12 protein-coding genes are annotated in these 17572 nt (G+C 71.5%); 3 read left to right on the top strand and 9 right to left on the bottom strand.

What is annotated here, in order from left to right; genetic code table 11:
- Window positions 1-177: 177 nt before the first annotated feature.
- Window positions 178-564, bottom strand: a complete 387-nt coding sequence (locus EDD92_RS30705) for an MGMT family protein (protein ID WP_123967334.1) — start codon at window positions 562-564, stop codon at window positions 178-180.
- A gap of 185 nt (window positions 565-749) precedes the next feature.
- Between EDD92_RS30705 and EDD92_RS30700 the strand changes: the two genes are divergently transcribed.
- The 3 genes from EDD92_RS30700 to EDD92_RS30690 all read left to right on the top strand — a co-directional run bounded on the left by EDD92_RS30700 (window position 750) and on the right by EDD92_RS30690 (window position 6830).
- On the top strand, window positions 750-3506 hold the full coding sequence (locus EDD92_RS30700; RefSeq protein WP_185124173.1) for a lysylphosphatidylglycerol synthase domain-containing protein: 2757 nt from the start codon (window positions 750-752) through the stop codon (window positions 3504-3506).
- A 77-nt stretch (window positions 3507-3583) separates the two neighbouring features.
- On the top strand, window positions 3584-5137 hold the full coding sequence (locus EDD92_RS30695; protein WP_123967332.1) for an alpha/beta hydrolase: 1554 nt from the start codon (window positions 3584-3586) through the stop codon (window positions 5135-5137).
- A gap of 136 nt (window positions 5138-5273) precedes the next feature.
- Window positions 5274-6830 (top strand): alpha/beta hydrolase, encoded by a 1557-nt coding sequence (locus EDD92_RS30690; protein ID WP_123967331.1) that lies wholly within the window; start codon window positions 5274-5276, stop codon window positions 6828-6830.
- An 83-nt stretch (window positions 6831-6913) separates the two neighbouring features.
- Here EDD92_RS30690 and moeZ read toward each other — a convergent pair whose 3' ends face one another.
- The 8 genes from moeZ to EDD92_RS30650 form a co-directional block, all read right to left on the bottom strand.
- Window positions 6914-8092, bottom strand: a complete 1179-nt coding sequence (moeZ, locus tag EDD92_RS30685; protein ID WP_123967330.1) for an adenylyltransferase/sulfurtransferase MoeZ — start codon at window positions 8090-8092, stop codon at window positions 6914-6916.
- Window positions 8093-8155: 63 nt separating this feature from the next.
- The gene (locus tag EDD92_RS30680; RefSeq protein ID WP_123967329.1) at window positions 8156-8905 is read right to left on the bottom strand and encodes a spherulation-specific family 4 protein; all 750 of its coding nucleotides are present in this window, start codon (window positions 8903-8905) and stop codon (window positions 8156-8158) included.
- The gene (locus EDD92_RS30675) at window positions 8893-9852 is read right to left on the bottom strand and encodes an NAD(P)-dependent oxidoreductase (protein WP_123967328.1); all 960 of its coding nucleotides are present in this window, start codon (window positions 9850-9852) and stop codon (window positions 8893-8895) included. The genes EDD92_RS30680 and EDD92_RS30675 overlap by 13 nt, the downstream gene beginning before the upstream one ends.
- A 175-nt stretch (window positions 9853-10027) precedes the next feature.
- The gene (locus EDD92_RS30670; RefSeq protein WP_185124172.1) at window positions 10028-11497 is read right to left on the bottom strand and encodes a hypothetical protein; all 1470 of its coding nucleotides are present in this window, start codon (window positions 11495-11497) and stop codon (window positions 10028-10030) included.
- Window positions 11494-13221 (bottom strand): DUF3492 domain-containing protein, encoded by a 1728-nt coding sequence (locus tag EDD92_RS30665; protein WP_123967327.1) that lies wholly within the window; start codon window positions 13219-13221, stop codon window positions 11494-11496. Before EDD92_RS30665 ends, EDD92_RS30670 begins: the two co-directional genes overlap by 4 nt.
- Window positions 13222-13411: 190 nt before the next feature.
- Window positions 13412-15484 carry an ABC transporter ATP-binding protein gene (locus EDD92_RS30660; RefSeq protein ID WP_123967326.1) on the bottom strand — a complete coding sequence of 691 codons (2073 nt, stop codon included), beginning with the start codon at window positions 15482-15484 and terminating at the stop codon, window positions 13412-13414.
- On the bottom strand, window positions 15481-16479 hold the full coding sequence (locus tag EDD92_RS30655) for an ABC transporter permease (protein WP_123967325.1): 999 nt from the start codon (window positions 16477-16479) through the stop codon (window positions 15481-15483). The genes EDD92_RS30660 and EDD92_RS30655 overlap by 4 nt, the downstream gene beginning before the upstream one ends.
- On the bottom strand, window positions 16476-17570 hold the full coding sequence (locus EDD92_RS30650) for an ABC transporter permease (RefSeq protein ID WP_123967324.1): 1095 nt from the start codon (window positions 17568-17570) through the stop codon (window positions 16476-16478). Before EDD92_RS30650 ends, EDD92_RS30655 begins: the two co-directional genes overlap by 4 nt.
- Between the last annotated feature and the right edge of the window lie 2 nt (window positions 17571-17572).

Below are 17572 nucleotides of genomic sequence, written 5' to 3'. Positions count from 1 at the left end.
TGTGCAGCCGACGCTACGCCGACGCATGTTGCGGAAGCAGGGCTTCCTCTTCTTCCCTCGTGGCACTCGCACCCCGCAGACCCCTCGCCCCACGAACGTACGCCATGCCACAAACGTGCCCCGGTTCCCCCGTACGGATCACGGGTCACACACCCGCCCGTCCCATGGCGGAAGCTTTCAGGTGTGACCGTCTGCGCGCTCGCCGCCGTCCCATCGCGCCCGCCTCATGTCGAGGCGCGGCAGGTGGCCCTCGGCTGCCCTGCTCGCCTCCTTCAGGGGCGTGCCCTCGGCGCGGTAGTGATCGAGAGCACGCAGTTCGTGCCCCGGGAGCAGGGCGCCGTCCGCGCGCACGACGCGCCACCACGGAACGGCTCCCCCGTAGAGGGCCATCACCCGGCCGACCTGACGGGGCCCGCCCTGCTCCAGCCATTCGGCGACGTCCCCGTACGTCATGACACGCCCGGGCGGGATCAGTTCGGCGACCTCGAGGACGCGCTCGGCGTACTCCGGCAGCGCGTCCGCGTGCTCCGGGCCGGCATCCCGCGGAAGGCTCTCCTCGCTCATCCGGCCCATGCTGCCGCATGCCACCGACAGTGTGACGCGCTCGCAACGATGCGTATCCCTCGCCCCGGGGCGGCGCTTCCGGCAGACTGTCGCCCCCGCTCCTGCACCCTGATGCCCCCGTGTGTCGGTGGAGCATGCCACCATCATGCGGGCGGTGACTGGTGATACGAGATCAAGAAGAGACGATGAAGCAGCAGGGTGCGAACCCGGAGGACGCGAAGAGCACCTCTGACGCTTCGTCGCGCCCCGGAAGCGGCTCCGGCTCCCGCACCAGCTCGGACACCGACGGCAAGGACACCGCTTCGAAGGACGTCAACAGGGGCGAGGACGACTTCCTGGACGAGGCGCACATCGACGAGGTCGAGGGCGACGAACCGCTGCTCCCCGCGCGCGTGCACCGTCCGTCTGATCTGATGCGCCTCCTGGTGGGCGTGCTGGGGATCATCCTGCTGCTGGCGATCGCCGCGTTCGCGCACGGCACCACCTCGGGGCTCGAACAGGACATCAACAAGGGCACCGGGCAGGCACCCGACCTGCTCATCAAGATCGCTGGACTGGCCTCCAGCATCGCGATCCTGCTGGTGCCGGTCGCGTTCGCGATCGAACGACTGATCAAGCGCGACGGGCTGCGCATCGCCGACGGCGTCCTTGCGGCGGTCCTCGCCCACGGAGTGACTCTCGCCACAGACCTGTGGGTCGCCAAGGGCGCCCCCGGCTCCATCCAGGAGGCGCTCACCCAGCCCTCCCCGGGCGACATCCACGCCCTGACCGACCCCGTGCACGGCTATCTCGCACCGGTCATCGCGTACATGACCGCCGTCGGCATGTCGCGGCGGCCGCGCTGGCGTGCGGTGCTGTGGATCGTGCTGCTCCTCGACGCGTTCTCGATGCTCGTCACGGGCTACACGACACCGTTCTCGATCATCCTGACGGTGCTGATCGGCTGGACCGTGGCCTACGGGACGCTGTACGCGGTCGGCTCGCCCAACGTCCGCCCCACCGGGCGGACGCTGATGGCGGGCCTGCGGCACGTCGGCTTCCGCCCGGTGACGGCGTCGCGCGAGGAACTGCCGGAGACACCGGAGACCGGCGACCGCGGACGGCGCTACTTCGTCACACTCGAGGACGGCCCGCCCCTGGACGTGACGGTCGTCGACCGGGAGCAGCAGGCGCAGGGCTTCTTCTACCGCGTGTGGCGCAACCTGACGCTGCGCGGCTTCGCCACCCGCAGCAGCCTCCAGTCGCTGCGCCAGGCACTGGAGCAGGAGGCCCTGCTCGCCTACGCGGCGATCGCGGCCGGCGCGAACGCACCCAAGCTGATCGCGACCTCCGAGCTCGGTCCCGACGCCGTGATGCTCGTCTACGAGCACACCGGTGGGCGCACCCTCGACACCCTCGCGGACGACGAAATCACCGACGAGCTGCTGCACGACACCTGGCACCAGGTACGCGCACTGCAGTCCCGCCGCATCGCGCACCGCAGGCTGGTGGGCGACGCGATTCTGGTGGATCGTTCCGGCACGGTCATCCTCACCGACCTGCGCGTGGGCGAGATCGCTGCCGGCGATCTGCTGCTGCGCATGGACATCTCGCAGCTCCTGGTGACGCTCGGACTGCGGGTGGGCGCCGAGCGCGCGGTGGCGTCGGCAGTGGGCGTGCTCGGTCCCGACGACGTGGCCGACTGCCTGCCGATGCTGCAGCCCATCGCGCTCAGCCGCACCTCCCGCGCGACCCTGCGCAGGCTGGCCCGGGAACGGGCCCAGCGCGAGCGCGAGGCGGTCCTGGAGGCCACCCGGCAGGCCAAACAGGTCCGCCTGGACGAGGCCTCGGACCAGACCGGGCCCGTACTCGAAAAACCCGACAAGAAGGCCGTACGCGCTGAGCAGCGGGCCGAGAAGCGGGCCATCGACGAGGCCATCGAGGAGGCGCGCGAGGAGGACCTGCTCACACAGATCCGGCACCAGGTGCTGCTGATCAGGCCCCAGGCGCCGGTCGAGCCTGCCCGGCTCGAGCGGGTACGGCCGCGGACGCTGATCAGTTTCATCGCCGGTGCCATCGGCGCGTACTTCCTGCTGACGCAGCTCACCCACATCGAGTTCGGTCCTCTGGTCGCCAACGCGCAGTGGGGCTGGGTCGTCGCGGCCGTGCTGTTCTCGGCTCTGAGCTACGTCGCGGCGGCCATGGCCCTCCTGGGGTTCGTACCGGAGCGGGTGCCGTTCCTGCGGGCCGTGGCGGCGCAGGTCGCCGGATCGTTCGTCAAGATCGTCGCGCCGGCCGCGGTGGGCGGTGTCGCCCTCAACACGCGTTTCCTGCAGCGCGCGGGGGTGCGCCCGGGGCTTGCGGTGGCGAGCGTCGGCGCCTCGCAGCTGTTCGGGCTCGGCTGCCACATCCTGATGCTGCTGTCGTTCGGCTATCTGACCGGCACCGAGAAGACGCCGTCCCTGTCGCCGTCCCGAACCGTCATCGCGGGTCTGCTGACGGTGGCCGTGCTCGTCCTCGTCGTCACCTCTGTGCCGTTCCTGCGGAAATTCGTCTCCACGCGCGTGCGGTCGCTTTTCGCGGGTGTCGTGCCGCGCATGCTGGACGTGCTGCAGCGGCCGCAGAAACTCGTCACCGGCATCGGCGGCATGCTGCTGCTGACCGCCTGCTTCGTGATGTGCCTGGACGCCTCGATCCGCGCCTTCGGCCAGGAAGGCACCTCGCTCAGCATCGCCAGCGTCGCCGTCGTCTTCCTCGCCGGCAACGCGCTCGGCTCCGCGGCCCCTACCCCGGGCGGCGTGGGCGCCGTGGAGGCGACCCTGACGGTCGGCCTGATCGCCGTGGGCCTGCCCAAGGAGGTGGCGGCCCCCGCCGTGCTGCTGTTCCGGCTGCTGACGCTGTGGCTGCCGGTGCTGCCGGGCTGGCTGGCCTTCAACCAGCTGTCGCGCAAGGGTGCGCTGTAGTACCAAGACCGTAGCCGTCCTACCTCTTACGGCCTGTGCTCCGAGCGCCCCCGCGCGCGTGACGCCAGGATGGGAGCATGCCGAACCCTTCCCGCCCGCGCGCGGCCGCGCTGACCGCCACCCTCCTGCTGCTGTCCTCCGTACTGGCGGGCTGCAGCGACAGCTCCAAGGACGCCAAGGACGAGGACCTGTCGGCCCAGAAGCTGGACTGGGAGGACTGCCCGGCCCCGTCCGCGGCGGAAGGCGGCGGCAACGCCCCGTCACCTCTGCCGAACGGCGGCCAGTGGCAGTGCGCCACCATGAAGGCACCCCTCGACTGGACGAAGCCCAAGGGCGACACGATCGGCATCGCACTGATCCGGGCGAAGACGAGCGGCGACAGCAACAAGCGCATCGGCTCGCTCGTCTTCAACTTCGGCGGGCCCGGCGGCTCGGGCGTCACCACGCTGCCCTCCTTCGGCCAGGACTACGCGAAACTGCGCACCCGCTACGACCTGGTCAGCTTCGACCCGCGCGGCGTCGGCGGCAGCGCCCCCGTGAAATGCGAGAACGACCAGCAGCTCGACGCGTACTTCCAGCAGGACGCGACCCCCGACGACGCCGGCGAGCGCACCACGTACCTGGACAGCACAAAGAAGTTCAACGCGGCCTGCGAGAAGAACTCCAAGAAGGTTCTGCCGCATGTGCGCACCACCGACGCAGCCCGTGACATGGACCTCATGCGGCAGGTCCTCGGCGACGACAAGCTGTACTACTTCGGCATCTCGTACGGCACGGAACTCGGCGGCGTCTACGCCCACTTGTTCCCGAAGAAGGTGGGCCGCGCCGTCCTCGACGCGGTCGTCGACCCGACGCAGAACGCCGAGCAGAGCTCGCTCGGACAGGCCGAGGGCTTCCAGCTCGCGCTCGACAACTTCGCCGCGGACTGCACGTCGAAGGCCAGTGCGTGCCCCATCGGCGACACCGCGCAGGACGTGAAGGACCGTATCGCCAAGCTGCTCAAGGACCTCGACGCGGAGCCCATCTCCGGCATCCTCCCCCGCCGGCTGACCCAGACCGCCGCGACCAACGGCATCGCGCAGGCCCTGTACTCCAAGGACTACTGGCAGTACCTCACCGAAGGCCTGGAGCAGGCGTACGACGGCGACGGCAAGGTCCTCATGGCGCTGTCCGACTCGCTGAACGGGCGCAGCGAGAACGGCGAGTACAGCAACATCACCGCCGCCAACATCGCCATCAACTGCGCCGACGAGAAGCCCCGCTACAGCCCCGGCTACGTGCAACAGAAACTGCCCGAGTTCCGGTCCGCCTCACCCCTGTTCGGCGACTTCCTGGCCTGGTCCATGGTCAGCTGCACCGACTGGCCCGTCGCGGGTGCCGCCGACCATCCGGACGTGAGCGCGCCGGGGGCCGCGCCGATCCTCGTCGTGGGCAACACCGGCGACCCCGCCACGCCGTACGAGGGTGCGAAGAAGATGGTGGACGCGCTGGGCAAGGGCGTCGGCGTGGAGCTGACCTACAAGGGGCAGGGGCACGGCTCCTACGACAGCAAGAACAAGTGCGTGCAGGCCGCCGTGAACGGCTATCTGCTGGACGGGAAGGTTCCGGCGGCCGGAACCGTCTGCTCCTGACACCCGACGCAGGTTCGCGGTAAAGCAGCAGGTCAGAAGGTTATCCACAGGCTCAGGCAGGTCTGACTTGATCCGCCTACGATGGCCTGACAGCCGTCTGCTGCTCGATGCGGACGGCCCGTGAGGGGGGACGCACATGGCGCGATTCGTACGGTGGACGGCTCTGGGGGCCGCCGCAGCGCTCCTGGTGGGGGGTTGCAGCAGCGGTTCGTCGTCCGACGACGACAATGGCGGCGGGAGAACGAGCGCGACCGCCTCGCCCTCGTCCGGCTCCTCCGGCACGACGGCCGCTCTGCCCTCCTCGCTGACCGAGCAAAAGCTCGCCTGGGGCCGCTGCAAGGCCACCGCCGATTCCCCGGCGCCGGGCAACGACTGGCAGTGCGCGACGCTCAAGGTGCCGCTGGACTGGTCGAAGCCGCAGGGCGAGACGATGGGCCTCGCGCTGATCCGTGCCGAGGCCCGCGGAGGCAAGCGCATCGGCTCGCTGCTGTTCAACTTCGGCGGCCCCGGCGCCCCGGGCGTCTCCTACCTGCCGTCCTTCGGCCCCACCTTCGCCAAACTCCGCGAACAGTACGACCTGGTGAGCTGGGACCCGCGCGGCGTCGGATCGAGCGGGGGAATCCGCTGCCGCAGCGACAAGGAGATCCAGGCCGCGGAGTCCGTGGACACCACACCGGACACCCCGGCCGAGGAGAAGGCGTACCTCCAGGACGCCGTCGACTTCGGCAAGGGCTGCCAGAAGGCCGCCGGAAAGCTGATGTCGCACGCGTCGACCACCGACACCGCCCGCGACATGGACCTGATGCGCCAGATGCTGGGCGACTCCGACATGCACTACTTCGGCATCTCGTACGGCACCGAACTCGGCGGTGTCTACGCCCACTTGTTCCCGAAGAGGGTGGCTCGGCTCGTCCTGGACGCCGTGGTCGACCCGAGCGCCGACATGGTGGGCCACGCCGAGAACCAGGCCAGGGGCTTCCAGCGGGCGCTGGACGACTACCTCAAGTCCACGGGACAGGACCCGGCGCAGGGATCCCGGAAGATCTCGGCCCTGCTGAAGCGGATCGACACCCGCCCGCTGCCAACCTCGAGCGGCCGCAAACTCACCCAGACGCTCGCGCTGACCGGGCTGACCTACCCCCTCTACTCCAGGCAGAGCTGGCCCAGCCTCACCAGCGCACTGAACGCCGCCGAGGACGGAGACGGTTCGGAACTGCTGTCGCTGGCCGACGGCTACAACGGCCGGGACGCTTCAGGGCGCTACGAGACGACGACCCACTCGCAACGGGTCATATCGTGCCTGGACAGCAGGCTGCGGCCGACACCCGCCGAAACGAAGAAGCGGCTGGCGCAGTTCGAGAAGATCTCGCCCGTTTTCGGCGACTTCATGGGCTGGGACACCGCCGGGTGGTGCCACGACTGGCCGGTGGCGGGCCAGTGGAACACCCCGCCGGCCAGCGCGCCCGGTGCGCCCCCGATCCTCGTGGTCGGCAACACCGGCGACCCGGCGACGCCCTACGAGGGCGCCCGGAAGATGGCCGACGAACTGGGCAAGGGCGTCGGTGTGGAGCTCACCTGGAAGGGCGAGGGACATGGTGCGTACGGGAACGGGAGCGACTGTGTCGACTCGACGGTGAACGCGTATCTGTTGAACGGAACGGTGCCGAAGGACGGAAAGGTCTGCTCCTCGTAGCCCGGGCAGCAAGACTCGCAGCCCGGACAGCGGAAAGGGGCCCGGCACGCGTGGTGCCGAGCCCCTCCCGGGAAGGCGTGCGCCTAGTAAACCGGCTTGTGCGGCTCGATCTGGTTGACCCAGCCGATCACGCCGCCGCCGACGTGCACGGCGTCGGCGAAGCCCGCGGACTTCAGGACCGCGAGGACTTCCGCACTGCGGACACCCGTCTTGCAGTGCAGGACGATCTTCTTGTCCTGCGGGAGGGTCTCCAGGGCGGCGCCCATGAGGAACTCGTTCTTCGGGATCAGCTTGGCGCCGGGGATCGAGACGATCTCGTACTCGTTGATCTCGCGGACGTCGATGATCTCGATGTTCTCGCCGTCGTCGATCCACTCCTTGAGCTGCTTCGGAGTGATCGTCGAGCCGGCGGCCGCCTCCTGGGCCTCCTCGGAGACGACGCCGCAGAAGGCCTCGTAGTCGATGAGCTCGGTGACGGTGGGGTTCTCGCCGCAGACCGCGCAGTTCGGGTCCTTGCGGACCTTGACCTGGCGGTACTGCATCTCCAGGGCGTCGTAGATCATCAGGCGGCCGACCAGCGGCTCGCCGATCCCCGCGAGGAGCTTGATGGCCTCGTTGACCTGGATGGAGCCGATGGACGCGCACAGCACGCCCAGGACGCCGCCCTCTGCGCAGGACGGGACCATGCCCGGCGGCGGGGGCTCCGGGTAAAGGCAGCGGTAGCAGGGGCCGTGCTCGGACCAGAAGACGGAGGCCTGGCCGTCGAAGCGGTAGATCGAACCCCACACGTACGGCTTGTTGAGCAGCACGCACGCGTCGTTGACCAGGTAGCGGGTCGCGAAGTTGTCCGTGCCGTCGACGATCAGGTCGTACTGGCTGAAGATGTCCATCACGTTGTCGGCCTCGAGCCGCTCCTCGTGAAGGACCACGTTCACGTACGGGTTGATGCCGAGGACGGAGTCGCGCGCGGACTCGGCCTTGGAGCGGCCGATGTCGGCCTGGCTGTGGATGATCTGGCGCTGCAGGTTCGACTCGTCGACCTCGTCGAACTCCACGATGCCGAGCGTGCCGACGCCCGCCGCGGCCAGGTACATCAGCGCCGGCGAGCCCAGGCCGCCGGCGCCCACACAGAGCACCTTGGCGTTCTTCAGCCGCTTCTGCCCGTCCATCCCGACATCGGGGATGATCAGGTGGCGGGAGTACCTGCGGACCTCGTCTACGGTGAGCTCAGAGGCTGGCTCGACCAGGGGTGGCAGCGACACGGGGACTCCGTTGGTCGGTCAATCACTACAGTTGTTCTCCCCGTAACACTGCCACGGCCTTCTTCATTCCGAGACACCCGTTCCGATCCGCGAGACGATTTCGTCCCAGTAGCCGGGCATGGTCTCCCAGGGGTCGGCGCGGCCGCCGCGGTCGGTGCGGTCGGTGAAGTAGATGGTCGAGGCGCCCTGCCAGCGGGCGATGCGCAGTGCTTCCTCCAGGTGGGGGCGGGGCACCCCGTGGACGAAGTGGCAGAAGCGCTCGGGCGGATGGTCCGCGGTCCACTCGGCCACCTGCGACCAGCGGTAGTCGCTCCAGGAACCGGAGAAGGTGACCAGCTGGTCGGCCATCTCGGCGTAGCCGGGGTGCGGGTGGGTGCCGTGGCCGAGGACGATGTGGGCATCGTCACGGACCCCGCGGAGCGTGGTGACGGTGCGGCGGACCTCGGGGAGCGAGACACGTTCGGCCGGGCAGCGGTCCAGCAGGAAGCCGTCGACCCGGTACCAGTCGATGTAGCGGTGCGCGTCGGAGATCACCTCGCCGAAGGTGCGGGCCCCATACGCGGTGTCGAGGTGACCGAGGACCCGCACACCCGCGTTGCGCAGGCGGCCGGCGGCCTCCAGGCAGTGCGGGTCGGGGCGGGAGCCGGGGCCGTCGGCCACGTTGAGGACGACCCAGTGCAAGGGCGTTCCCGGGCGGGTGAGTTCGCCCCACTCGGTGGGTGCGACAAGGGGGTGTGCGTATCCGGGGATGCCGAAGCCGGTGCGGACGTCGGTGCTCGCGGTGCCCGCTTTGGTGCTGGTCAGATACGGCATGCCGCCTCCATCCAGATGTCGGCGAGGGACTCTTCGAGGTTGATGCGGGGCCGCCAGCCGAGCCGGTCGCGTGCGGTGCGCACGTCGGCCTGCTGCCAGCTGCCGCAGCCGTCGGGGTACGGGTACGCGACGGGGGCCGCGTGGTCGGATTCGCTGCGGGGGTGGCCGATGGTGGACCGCAGCGGGCCGGGCGGGCCGTCGAGTTCGTGGAGCGCGCCGCCGTATCCGGCCACGCGGGCGAGCATGGCGGCGGCGTCACGCAGCCGGACGGCGCGGCCCGAGCCGATGTTGATGACGCCCTGCGCGGCGGAGAGCGAGGCGGCGTGCACGGCACGCGCCACGTCGCGTACGTCGATGAAGTCGCGCTGGACACCGAGGCCGCCGAGCTTGAGCTCGCCGTCGCCGGACTGCATCGCGCGGCGCATGGCCTCGGCGAGCCGGCCGAGCGGCGAGCCCGCGGGGGTGCCTGGGCCGGCCGGTGAGAAGACCCGGAGGACGACCGCGTCCAGGCCCGAGCCCAGGACCAGTTCGGTGGCGGCGAGCTTGCTCACGCCGTACGGGCCGCCGGGCCGCGGAACGGCGTCCTCCGCCGTCGACGAACCCGGCTGGCTCGGGCCGTACTCGGCGCCGCAGCCGATCTGCACCAGGCGGGCGCCACAGCCACTGCGGCGCAGGGCTTCGCAGACGGTGGCGACGGCGACGGTGTTGTGGCGGGTGAGGTCGCGGGCGCCGCCCCGGGTGGCACCCGCGCAGTTGATGACGACACCGGGGTGGACCGCGTCGAGGAAGCGGGTGAGGGCTCCGGGGCTGCCGGACGCGAGGTCGAAGCGGACGTCGGCGTCGTCGCCGCGGCCGAGCGCGGTGAGCTGGACGGCCGGGTCGGCGAGCAGACGGTCGGCGACGAAGCGGCCGAGGTAGCCGTTGGCTCCGATCAGCAGGACTCTCATCGGGCGGCTCCCGGGGCCGAGGCGTCGGGTCGGGAGGTGATCATCTGGGGTTCTCCTTCGGAGGGGGTGGTGCGCTTGCCTCGGGCGGCGGGGCCGGGCGCCTGCGGCAGGGCGTGGGCCGACGCGCGTCGGCGTGCATGCGACCCGTGGAGGTGCGCCGGGGACGGCTGCCGCGTCAGCACGGCTGGTCCGTTGGCGCATGGGCCGAGGCCCGGGTGAGGGTGCGGGTCGCGTGGATCAGCAGGGTCAGCGCGGCTGCCCCGCAGACGAGGGCCGGGAGGCTGCCGGGGCCCCAGTCGTCGACGAGGATCTCCGCGGGGGTGGCGAGGAAGCCGCACCCGGGGAGGCGGCTCGCGAAGACCGTGGCCGTGGAGGTGACCTCAGCCGTGGCCGTGGCGGTGAGGACGAGCGCGGGGGCGTGGGTGAAACCGTGCGTGGTGAGGAGGCGGGCGAGGAGCAGCAGGGCGCCCAGGGTGACGGTCTGGGCGTAGGCCGCGGGCTCGCCCAGGGCCGCGCCGCACAGTGCGAGCAGGGCCGTCAGCGCGCACAGGAACAGGGCGAACGTGCCGAGGAGGAGCGGTCGTACGGAGGCGGCGTACTCCTCCAGGGCGCGGCTGGCGGTCAGTCTGCGGCGGGCGTGTACGGCGAAGAGGTGGGCGCTCCAGGCCGCGGGGGCGCAGGCCAGCATGAGGGCCAGGACGGGGGCCGTGGCGAGGGGCCAGGGGCCGCCGGCCGTGCCGGTGGGCGTGCCGTCCGGGCCTCCGGCGAGGGCTGCGCGCAGGAAGCCGTCGCCGAGGAGGGCGTACGCGAGGAGCCAGTACGTGCACACGCGGCTGCCGTGTGCGTGCGGGAGGGATCCCGGGGGCCTGCGGTCCGTCGCGCCGAGGGGGCCGCGGGAGAGCGCCGCGCGCAGGGCGAGAGCGACGGCGAGGACACCGACGGCGACCCCGATCGCGCGCGCCTGTCCGTGGGCGAGGTGGAGGGCGGCGACGGTCGCCGCGGACAGTGCTCCGGGCAGGAGGGTGAGCAGGACCCAGTCGGCGCGTGCCCTGGGCACGTTGAGGGCTGCTGGGCGGGCAGGGGCGCCGTCGTCGCGGGGTACGCGCGCGTACATCTCCTCCGCCAGGGAGAAGACGTCCCGGTGACGGAAGCGTGCGGCGGTCCGGTCGGTGACGCCGTGCGCCTCCAGGCCCGCAGCGATCTCCAAGGGGGCCACCGCCCGCTCGCACAACTCGCGGTGACGGTGCATCAGCGCCTTCACGGGGTCGGCGGCGGCGCGCCGGGGAGCAGCGGGTTCCCGGCGGGCGGCCGGGGGGTCGGCGTCGGCATGCGCAGGCGCCGTGGCTTCGGCCTCTGCACGCGTGTGTGCCGGGGGTTCGGCGTCAACAAGCGCGCGGGCCGGGGCTTCGGTGTCGCCACGCGTGCGTGCCAGAGCGTCATCGCCGCCGCGCGTGCGTGCCAAGGCTTCGGTGTCGCCACGCGTGCGTGCCAGGGCGTCGTCGCCGCCGCGCGTACCAGGTGGCGTCTCGCCTGCGGTGGTGTCCGAGGCGGAGGTCTCCCCCGCGAGCCATCCCTGTGACCGTTCGTCCCAGGCTCCGGGGCTGTCCGGGGTGCCCGGGCGGTCCAGTGCTCCCAAGTCGCTCATCGCGCCCCCTCGGTGGCCGGCATCGGGGGTGTTGTCCGCGGCGGCGTCGCGGACACCGGGGTGCCCGTCGCCCAGCCGGGCCCGCCGCGGGCCACCAGACGCGCGTCCCGACGGGTCCAGCGGCCGGGGACATGAGCCTCGGCGGGGACGGCGAACGGCAGGGGCTCCCCCGCGTCGTCGAGGAAGACGCGGCGCACCGGGATGTGCGAGACGATCTCCAGGTAAATGCCGTGAAATGCTGTGGTGTTCTGCTCGACGGTGAACAGTTCGAGCGCACGCGCGCGTGCGGCGGCCCCCAGGCGCTCCCGGCGCTCGGGGTCGCGCAGCAGCGCCAGGCATGCCTCGGCGAGCGCCCGCGGGTTGCGCGGCGGCACGACGAGCCCGGTGCCCCCGATGACCTCCACGACCGCGCCGACATCCGTCGAGACGGTCGCGCGGCCGCAGAACATGGCCTCGACCAGGCTGATCGGGAAGCCCTCGACGACGCTGGACAGCACGGTCACCGCTCCGGCGGCGTACGCGTCGGCGAGGCTCGGCACATCCGGGCCGCCGATCTCCTCGAAGGAGACGGGGTTGTCGCCGACGGCGTGCAGCCCGGCCGCCTCGTCGGGGAAGAGCTGTGCCGCCAGCGCCCGGCAGTGGCCGAGATAGGCCTCGCCGTCAGGGCCGTCCGGGGCACCGACGATCCGCAGCAGGGTCTTCGGCGCCTCCTTGCGGATCTCCGCGAAGGCGTGCAGCAGCGACACCAGGTCCTTGGCCGGTTCGACGCGGCCGACCCAGACCAGCGTGTCGGGGTCCGCGGACTCCGGGGTCTCACCGACCTCGGCGAACCGGGAGGCGTCCATGCCCGGGTAGACCGTGCGGAGCTTCGCGCGGTCGGCGCCGCACCGTTCCTGCCAACGGCGGGCGTGCGCGTTGCCGGGCGTGACGATTGCGGCCCGGTGGTAGATCTCGGCGGCGAGTCTGCCGTGGAAGGCGGCGAGCAGGGACCGTACGGCGGGCGGGGCGTCCGTGGCGGCCAGGTAGTGCGTGCGCAGCCGCACGCCGTACTCGGTCAGCAGCAGGGGTACGCCGTGGAAGTGGTGGGCGAGCAGTCCGGGCAGGGCCGCGGGGCCGCCGGATGTCGCGTGGCACAGGTCGGCCGAGCCGAGTCCGTCGTCCTCGTACCAGTCGAGCGAGAGGGGGCGCAGGGCGCGTTCCAGGTGGGCGGCGACCGCGAGCAGATCCGGTACGCGCGCCTCACGTGCCGCCCCCAGGGCGCCCGGCGCACGACAGGCGCGCTCCAGGGCTCGTACGGCGGCCTCGGAGCGGAGCGCTCCCACCAGGCCGCCCTCGTCCCGGGCGAGTTCGGCGAGCCCGTACAGGGCGCTGCCGAAACGGTCCGCCTCGGCGGCCGGGGCCTCCCTCGAAGCGCCGGAAGGATCCCCGGCGTGCCCGGCACACAGCGCGGCCGCCAACTCCCCATAGCACTCCGCGAACCGCCGCCGCGCCCGGCGGCCGTGGATCGCCCCGTCGTCCTCGGCCGTCCACAACGGCGCCGTCCGCACCCGGGCGACCTGCGGCGGCAGCGCGACCCAGCCCTCGTTCTCCTGGCGTTCGCTGCGGCTGAGCGCGTAGACGTCGAACTCGTGCTGCCCCAGCCCGCGCACGAGCCGGTCGCACCAGAGCCTGGCGTCACCGCTCACATACGGATAGCCACCCTCCGTAAGCAGTCCGATGCGCACGAGCGCACCCCCGATCTCCCGTATGGGGAGCCGCCGTTGACCCGGCGGCTCGCAGCGGGAAGAACGTATGCGGACAAGGCGGTGGCGCGACGGACGGTTGTCCATCGCGCCACCAAAAGGGGTGAACGGTCGTAACTTTCCCGTGCGGATCGCGTTCGATCGCGCTAAGAGATCAAGCAGTTACGTTACGTCAGGCCGCGGCGAGCTCCCGCCTGGCGGCCCTGCGCCGGGCTGCGACCTGGGGGTCGAGTGCCGGTACGGCGGCGAGCAGCTGCTTGGTGTACGGGTCCTGGGGGTCGTCGTACACCTCGTCGGCGGGCCCGGACTCGACGATCCGGCCGCGGCGCATCACCGCTACCCGATCGCTGACCTGTCGTACGACGGCGAGGTCGTGGGCGACGAAGACGAGCGCGAGCCCGAGTTCGCGCTGCAGCTCGCCGAGCAGGGCGACCACCTGGGCCTGGGTGGTCACGTCCAGCGCGGAAACGGGCTCGTCGCAGACGATGACGCGCGGGTCGGCCGCGACCGCCCGTGCGATGCCCACACGCTGGCGCTGGCCGCCACTGAACTCGTGCGGGTAACGGTCGTAGTGCGCCCCTTCGAGCCCCACGCGCTCCAGCAGTTCCGTCACGCGACCCCGGATGCGGTTCTCGTCCCGCTCACCCCGCGCGCGCAGCGGATCGGCGATCGACTCGCCCACACTGCGGCGCGGATTGAGGGAGGAGACGGGGTCCTGGAACACCATCTGAACGGCCGGATTCACGCCCACGCGCGCGTGCCCCTCGTAACGGACCTCTCCGGCCGTCGGCTCCAGCAGCCCGACCAGCATCCGCCCGAGCGTGGTCTTGCCGCTGCCGCTCTCGCCGACGATCCCGAGGGTCTCGCCACGGCGGAGAGCCAACGACACGCCGTCCACGGCGGCGAACGCCCGCTTGCCACGCCCGAATTCGCGCCGCAGCCCGGCCGCCTCCAGGACTACGTCCCCGGAAGCACCCGAAGAGACACCCCGGGCGTTCTCCGTCACGGTCGCCGGGGAGGCAGCCTCGGCGCGGTCAGCCGAACCACCCGAGGAACCGGCCCCGCCGTCCCCAGACGCAGCACCCGGGGGCGCCGCCGCGACACCGCCCGACAAGACAACCTCGACGCCCTCAGCCGAACCACCCGAAGAACCGACCCCGCCGTCCCCAGACACAACACCCGGGAACGCCGCCGCGACACCGCCCGACAAAACATCCTCGGCACCCTCAGCCGAACCACCCGCGGAACCGTCCCGGGTTCCCCGCGCCGAACCACCCGAGGAACCGTCCCGGGTGCCCCGCGCCGAAGCGCCCGCAGGGACCGCCGCGGCGTCACCAGGCGCAACACCCGGGGAAACAGCCCCGCCATCCCCTGACGAGACGGCCTTCGCGCCCTCCGCCGAAGCCTCTGGCATGGCGCCCCCGCCATCCCCCGCCCCGGCTTCCGAGACGACCCCAGGTGCCGTCCGCCGCACGTCCACCCGCGGAACCGCCGCCAGAAGGTCCCGTGTGTAGGGCTCCGTAGGTGCGTCCAGCACCTCCGCGACCGGCCCGTGTTCGACCACGCGCCCGTGCCGCATGACGAGGACCTCGTCGACGCTCTCGGCGGCGACGCCCACGTCGTGCGTGACGAGGAGCAGACCCATGCCCGTCTCCTCGCGCAGGGTGTGCAGCAGGTCGAGGATCTGGGCCTGGACGGTGACGTCGAGCGCGGTCGTCGGCTCGTCGGCGATCAGCAGGTCGGGCTCGCAGGCGAGCGCCATGGCGATGAGCGCGCGCTGGCGCATGCCGCCGCTGAACTCGTGCGGACGGGAACGGGACCGGCGCTGTGCGTCCGGAATTCCCACCCGGTCGAGTACCTCCACGGCACGCGCACGTGCCGCCCGTCGTGACACGCGCGTGTGCACGCGGTACACCTCGGCGATCTGGTCGCCGATCGCGTAGTACGGGTCGAGGGACGACAGGGGGTCCTGGAAGACCATCGCCGCCTTTGCCCCCCGCAGCCGCCGCAGTTCGTCGTCGGACGCCTGCTGTACGTCGGTACCGGCGACCTCGATCGAGCCGCCGACCCGCGCGCCCGTGCCGCGGTGCAGCCCCAGCAGGGCCGAGGCGACGGTGGACTTCCCGGAGCCGGACTCGCCGACCAGGGCCAGGGCGGCTCCCTGCTCCAGGCGGAAGGAGAGGCCGTCCACGGCCCGCAGGTCGCCGAACTCGACGGAGAGATCCGTGACTTGGACGAGACTCACGTCAGTACCACCCGTCGGTCGGCCACCGCGTACAGCACGTCCGCGACGGCGTTGGCGAGGACCACGAAGAAGCCGATCACCAGGACCATGCCGACGACGACCGGAAGGTCGACCACATTGACGGCGTGGACGAGCTCCTGGCCGATGCCGGGGAGGCCGAAGAGGGTCTCGATGAGAACGGCGCCGCCCACTGCACTGCCGAAGTCGTTGGCGTTCAGGGCGATGATCGGCGCCAGTGCCCCCCGCAGCGCGTGCCGGCCCACGAGCGACCGCTCGCCGACGCCGTAGGCCCGGAAGGTCCGGATGTGGTCTTCGGCCAGCGTCTCCAGCATCGATGCCCGCGTCAGCCGGGCGAAGTAGGCGGCCTCGTTCAGGGCGAGGGTGAACCACGGCAGCAGGAGGCTCCAGGCCCACTGCTCCGGGTCGTCGGTGAAGGAGACGTACTCCGGGAAGGGCAGCAGCTCCAGTTGCCCGCAGATCACGATCATCAGCACTAGGCCGATGACGAAGACCGGAGTGGCCACGCCCGCGAGGGTGAGGCCGGTCAGCGCGCGTTCGCTGAACCGGCCGCGCCGCCAGGCGGAGAGCACCCCGGTGCCGACACCCATCAGGAGCCAGAGCACCATCGCGCCGACCACCAGGGACAGGCTGACCGGCAGTTTGGTCAGGATGATCCGGGTGACCTGCTGGTCGCTCTGGTACGACTGGCCGAGGCAGGGAGCCGAGCAGTGCGCGACGGAGGTGCCCGTCGAGTAGTCCTGGCCGACGAGGATGCCCTCCAGGAAGTGCCAGTAACGCAGGTACAGCGGGTCGTCGAGCTTGAGCTGCTGGGCGACCTGGTGCACCTGTTCCGGTGAGCAGCGCGGGCCGCAGGTGATCTGGGCGACGTTGCCCGGAGTGGCGTAGAAGACGACGTAGATGATCACCGAGATGACGAGCAGGGTGATCACGGCGCCCAGGGCGCGGCGCAGCGCGAAACCGGCGAAGCCGCTCATGACCGTACTTCCTTCGACTGCGCTTCCTTCGACTGCGCTTCCTTCGACCGCGCTTCCTTCGACCGCGCTTCCTTCGACCGCGCTTCCTTCTCGGCGGTCGCCTTCGCCTCCCGCTTGCCGCCTGTTCCGACGCGCAGGCGGGAGGCCGCACGCGGGTCGAGGGCGGTGCGTACGCCGTCGCCGAGGACGGTGAGCGCGAGGACGGTCACGAACAGGGCGCCCGCAGGCAGCAGCAGGTACTGCGGGGCCGCCTGGTACCAGACGTTGGCCGAGGTGAGCATCTGCCCCCAGGACGGGGTGGGCGGTTTCACGCCGACGCCGAGGAAGGACAGGGCGGCCTCGATGGCGATGTTGGCCGGCACCATGAGCGCGGCGTAGGTGATGACGGGCGCGGCCAGCCCGGGCAGCAGCTCCCGGCGGGCGATCCGCCAGGTGCTCCAGCCGCTCAGCCGGGCGGCGGCGACGTAGTCGAGTTCCTTGAGGGTGAGCGTCTGGGCGCGGGCGATCTTGGCGATGGTGCCCCAGGCGACGAAGCCGATGATGAGCGCGACCAGGACCGGCCTCGGGAAGTTGCTGGGCACGATGGCCAGCAACGCCAACGCCATGATCATCAGCGGCATGGCGACGATGATGTCGGTGGCCCGGCTCAACAGTTGATCAACCCATCGGTTGCCGAGCGCGGACGTCACGCCCACGACGACACCGAGAAGCACCTGCACCGCGGTGGCGCCCAGCGCGACCCCCAGCGAGACCCGCGCCCCGTACACCAGCCGAGCGAACAGATCCCGCCCGGTCTGCGGCTCGACGCCCAGCCAGTGGTCCCCACTGATGCCCCCGAAGGAGCCGATCGGCACGCCTCCGCGCGCGGAGTCGACGAGCGACGGGTGGTAGGTGGTGGGGTCCTGGCCCTCGATGGCGGTGAGGAGGGGTGCGGCGAGCGCGACCAGGACCAGCAGCGCGACGACGGCCGCCGCGACGAGGGCGGCGCGCTGCGTGCGCAGCCGCCGCCAGAACTGACGAGCCCCCGAGGCGCCGGGGACGGGCTCCACGCCCGCCCCGGCGGCCTCGGCGGCGACAAGTGCCTCGCTCACGG

The sequence above is a fragment of the Streptomyces sp. TLI_185 genome (genome assembly GCF_003814765.1).
In the GTDB taxonomy this organism is placed as follows: Bacteria; Actinomycetota; Actinomycetes; order Streptomycetales; family Streptomycetaceae; genus Streptomyces.
Note: the sequence above shows the minus strand (reverse complement) of the source record. Positions and strands in the feature narration are given on the sequence as shown.

Excerpts from the sequence above, each read along its gene's own strand:
- EDD92_RS30705 (WP_123967334.1), bottom strand. The coding sequence starts at position 564 with ATGAGCGAGGAGAGCCTTCCGCGGGATGCCGGCCCGGAGCACGCGGAC.
- EDD92_RS30700 (WP_185124173.1), top strand. The coding sequence starts at position 750 with ATGAAGCAGCAGGGTGCGAACCCGGAGGACGCGAAGAGCACCTCTGAC.
- EDD92_RS30695 (WP_123967332.1), top strand. The coding sequence starts at position 3,584 with ATGCCGAACCCTTCCCGCCCGCGCGCGGCCGCGCTGACCGCCACCCTC.
- EDD92_RS30690 (WP_123967331.1), top strand. The coding sequence starts at position 5,274 with ATGGCGCGATTCGTACGGTGGACGGCTCTGGGGGCCGCCGCAGCGCTC.
- EDD92_RS30680 (WP_123967329.1), bottom strand. The coding sequence starts at position 8,905 with ATGCCGTATCTGACCAGCACCAAAGCGGGCACCGCGAGCACCGACGTC.
- EDD92_RS30675 (WP_123967328.1), bottom strand. The coding sequence starts at position 9,852 with ATGAGAGTCCTGCTGATCGGAGCCAACGGCTACCTCGGCCGCTTCGTC.
- EDD92_RS30670 (WP_185124172.1), bottom strand. The coding sequence starts at position 11,497 with ATGAGCGACTTGGGAGCACTGGACCGCCCGGGCACCCCGGACAGCCCC.
- EDD92_RS30655 (WP_123967325.1), bottom strand. The coding sequence starts at position 16,479 with ATGAGCGGCTTCGCCGGTTTCGCGCTGCGCCGCGCCCTGGGCGCCGTG.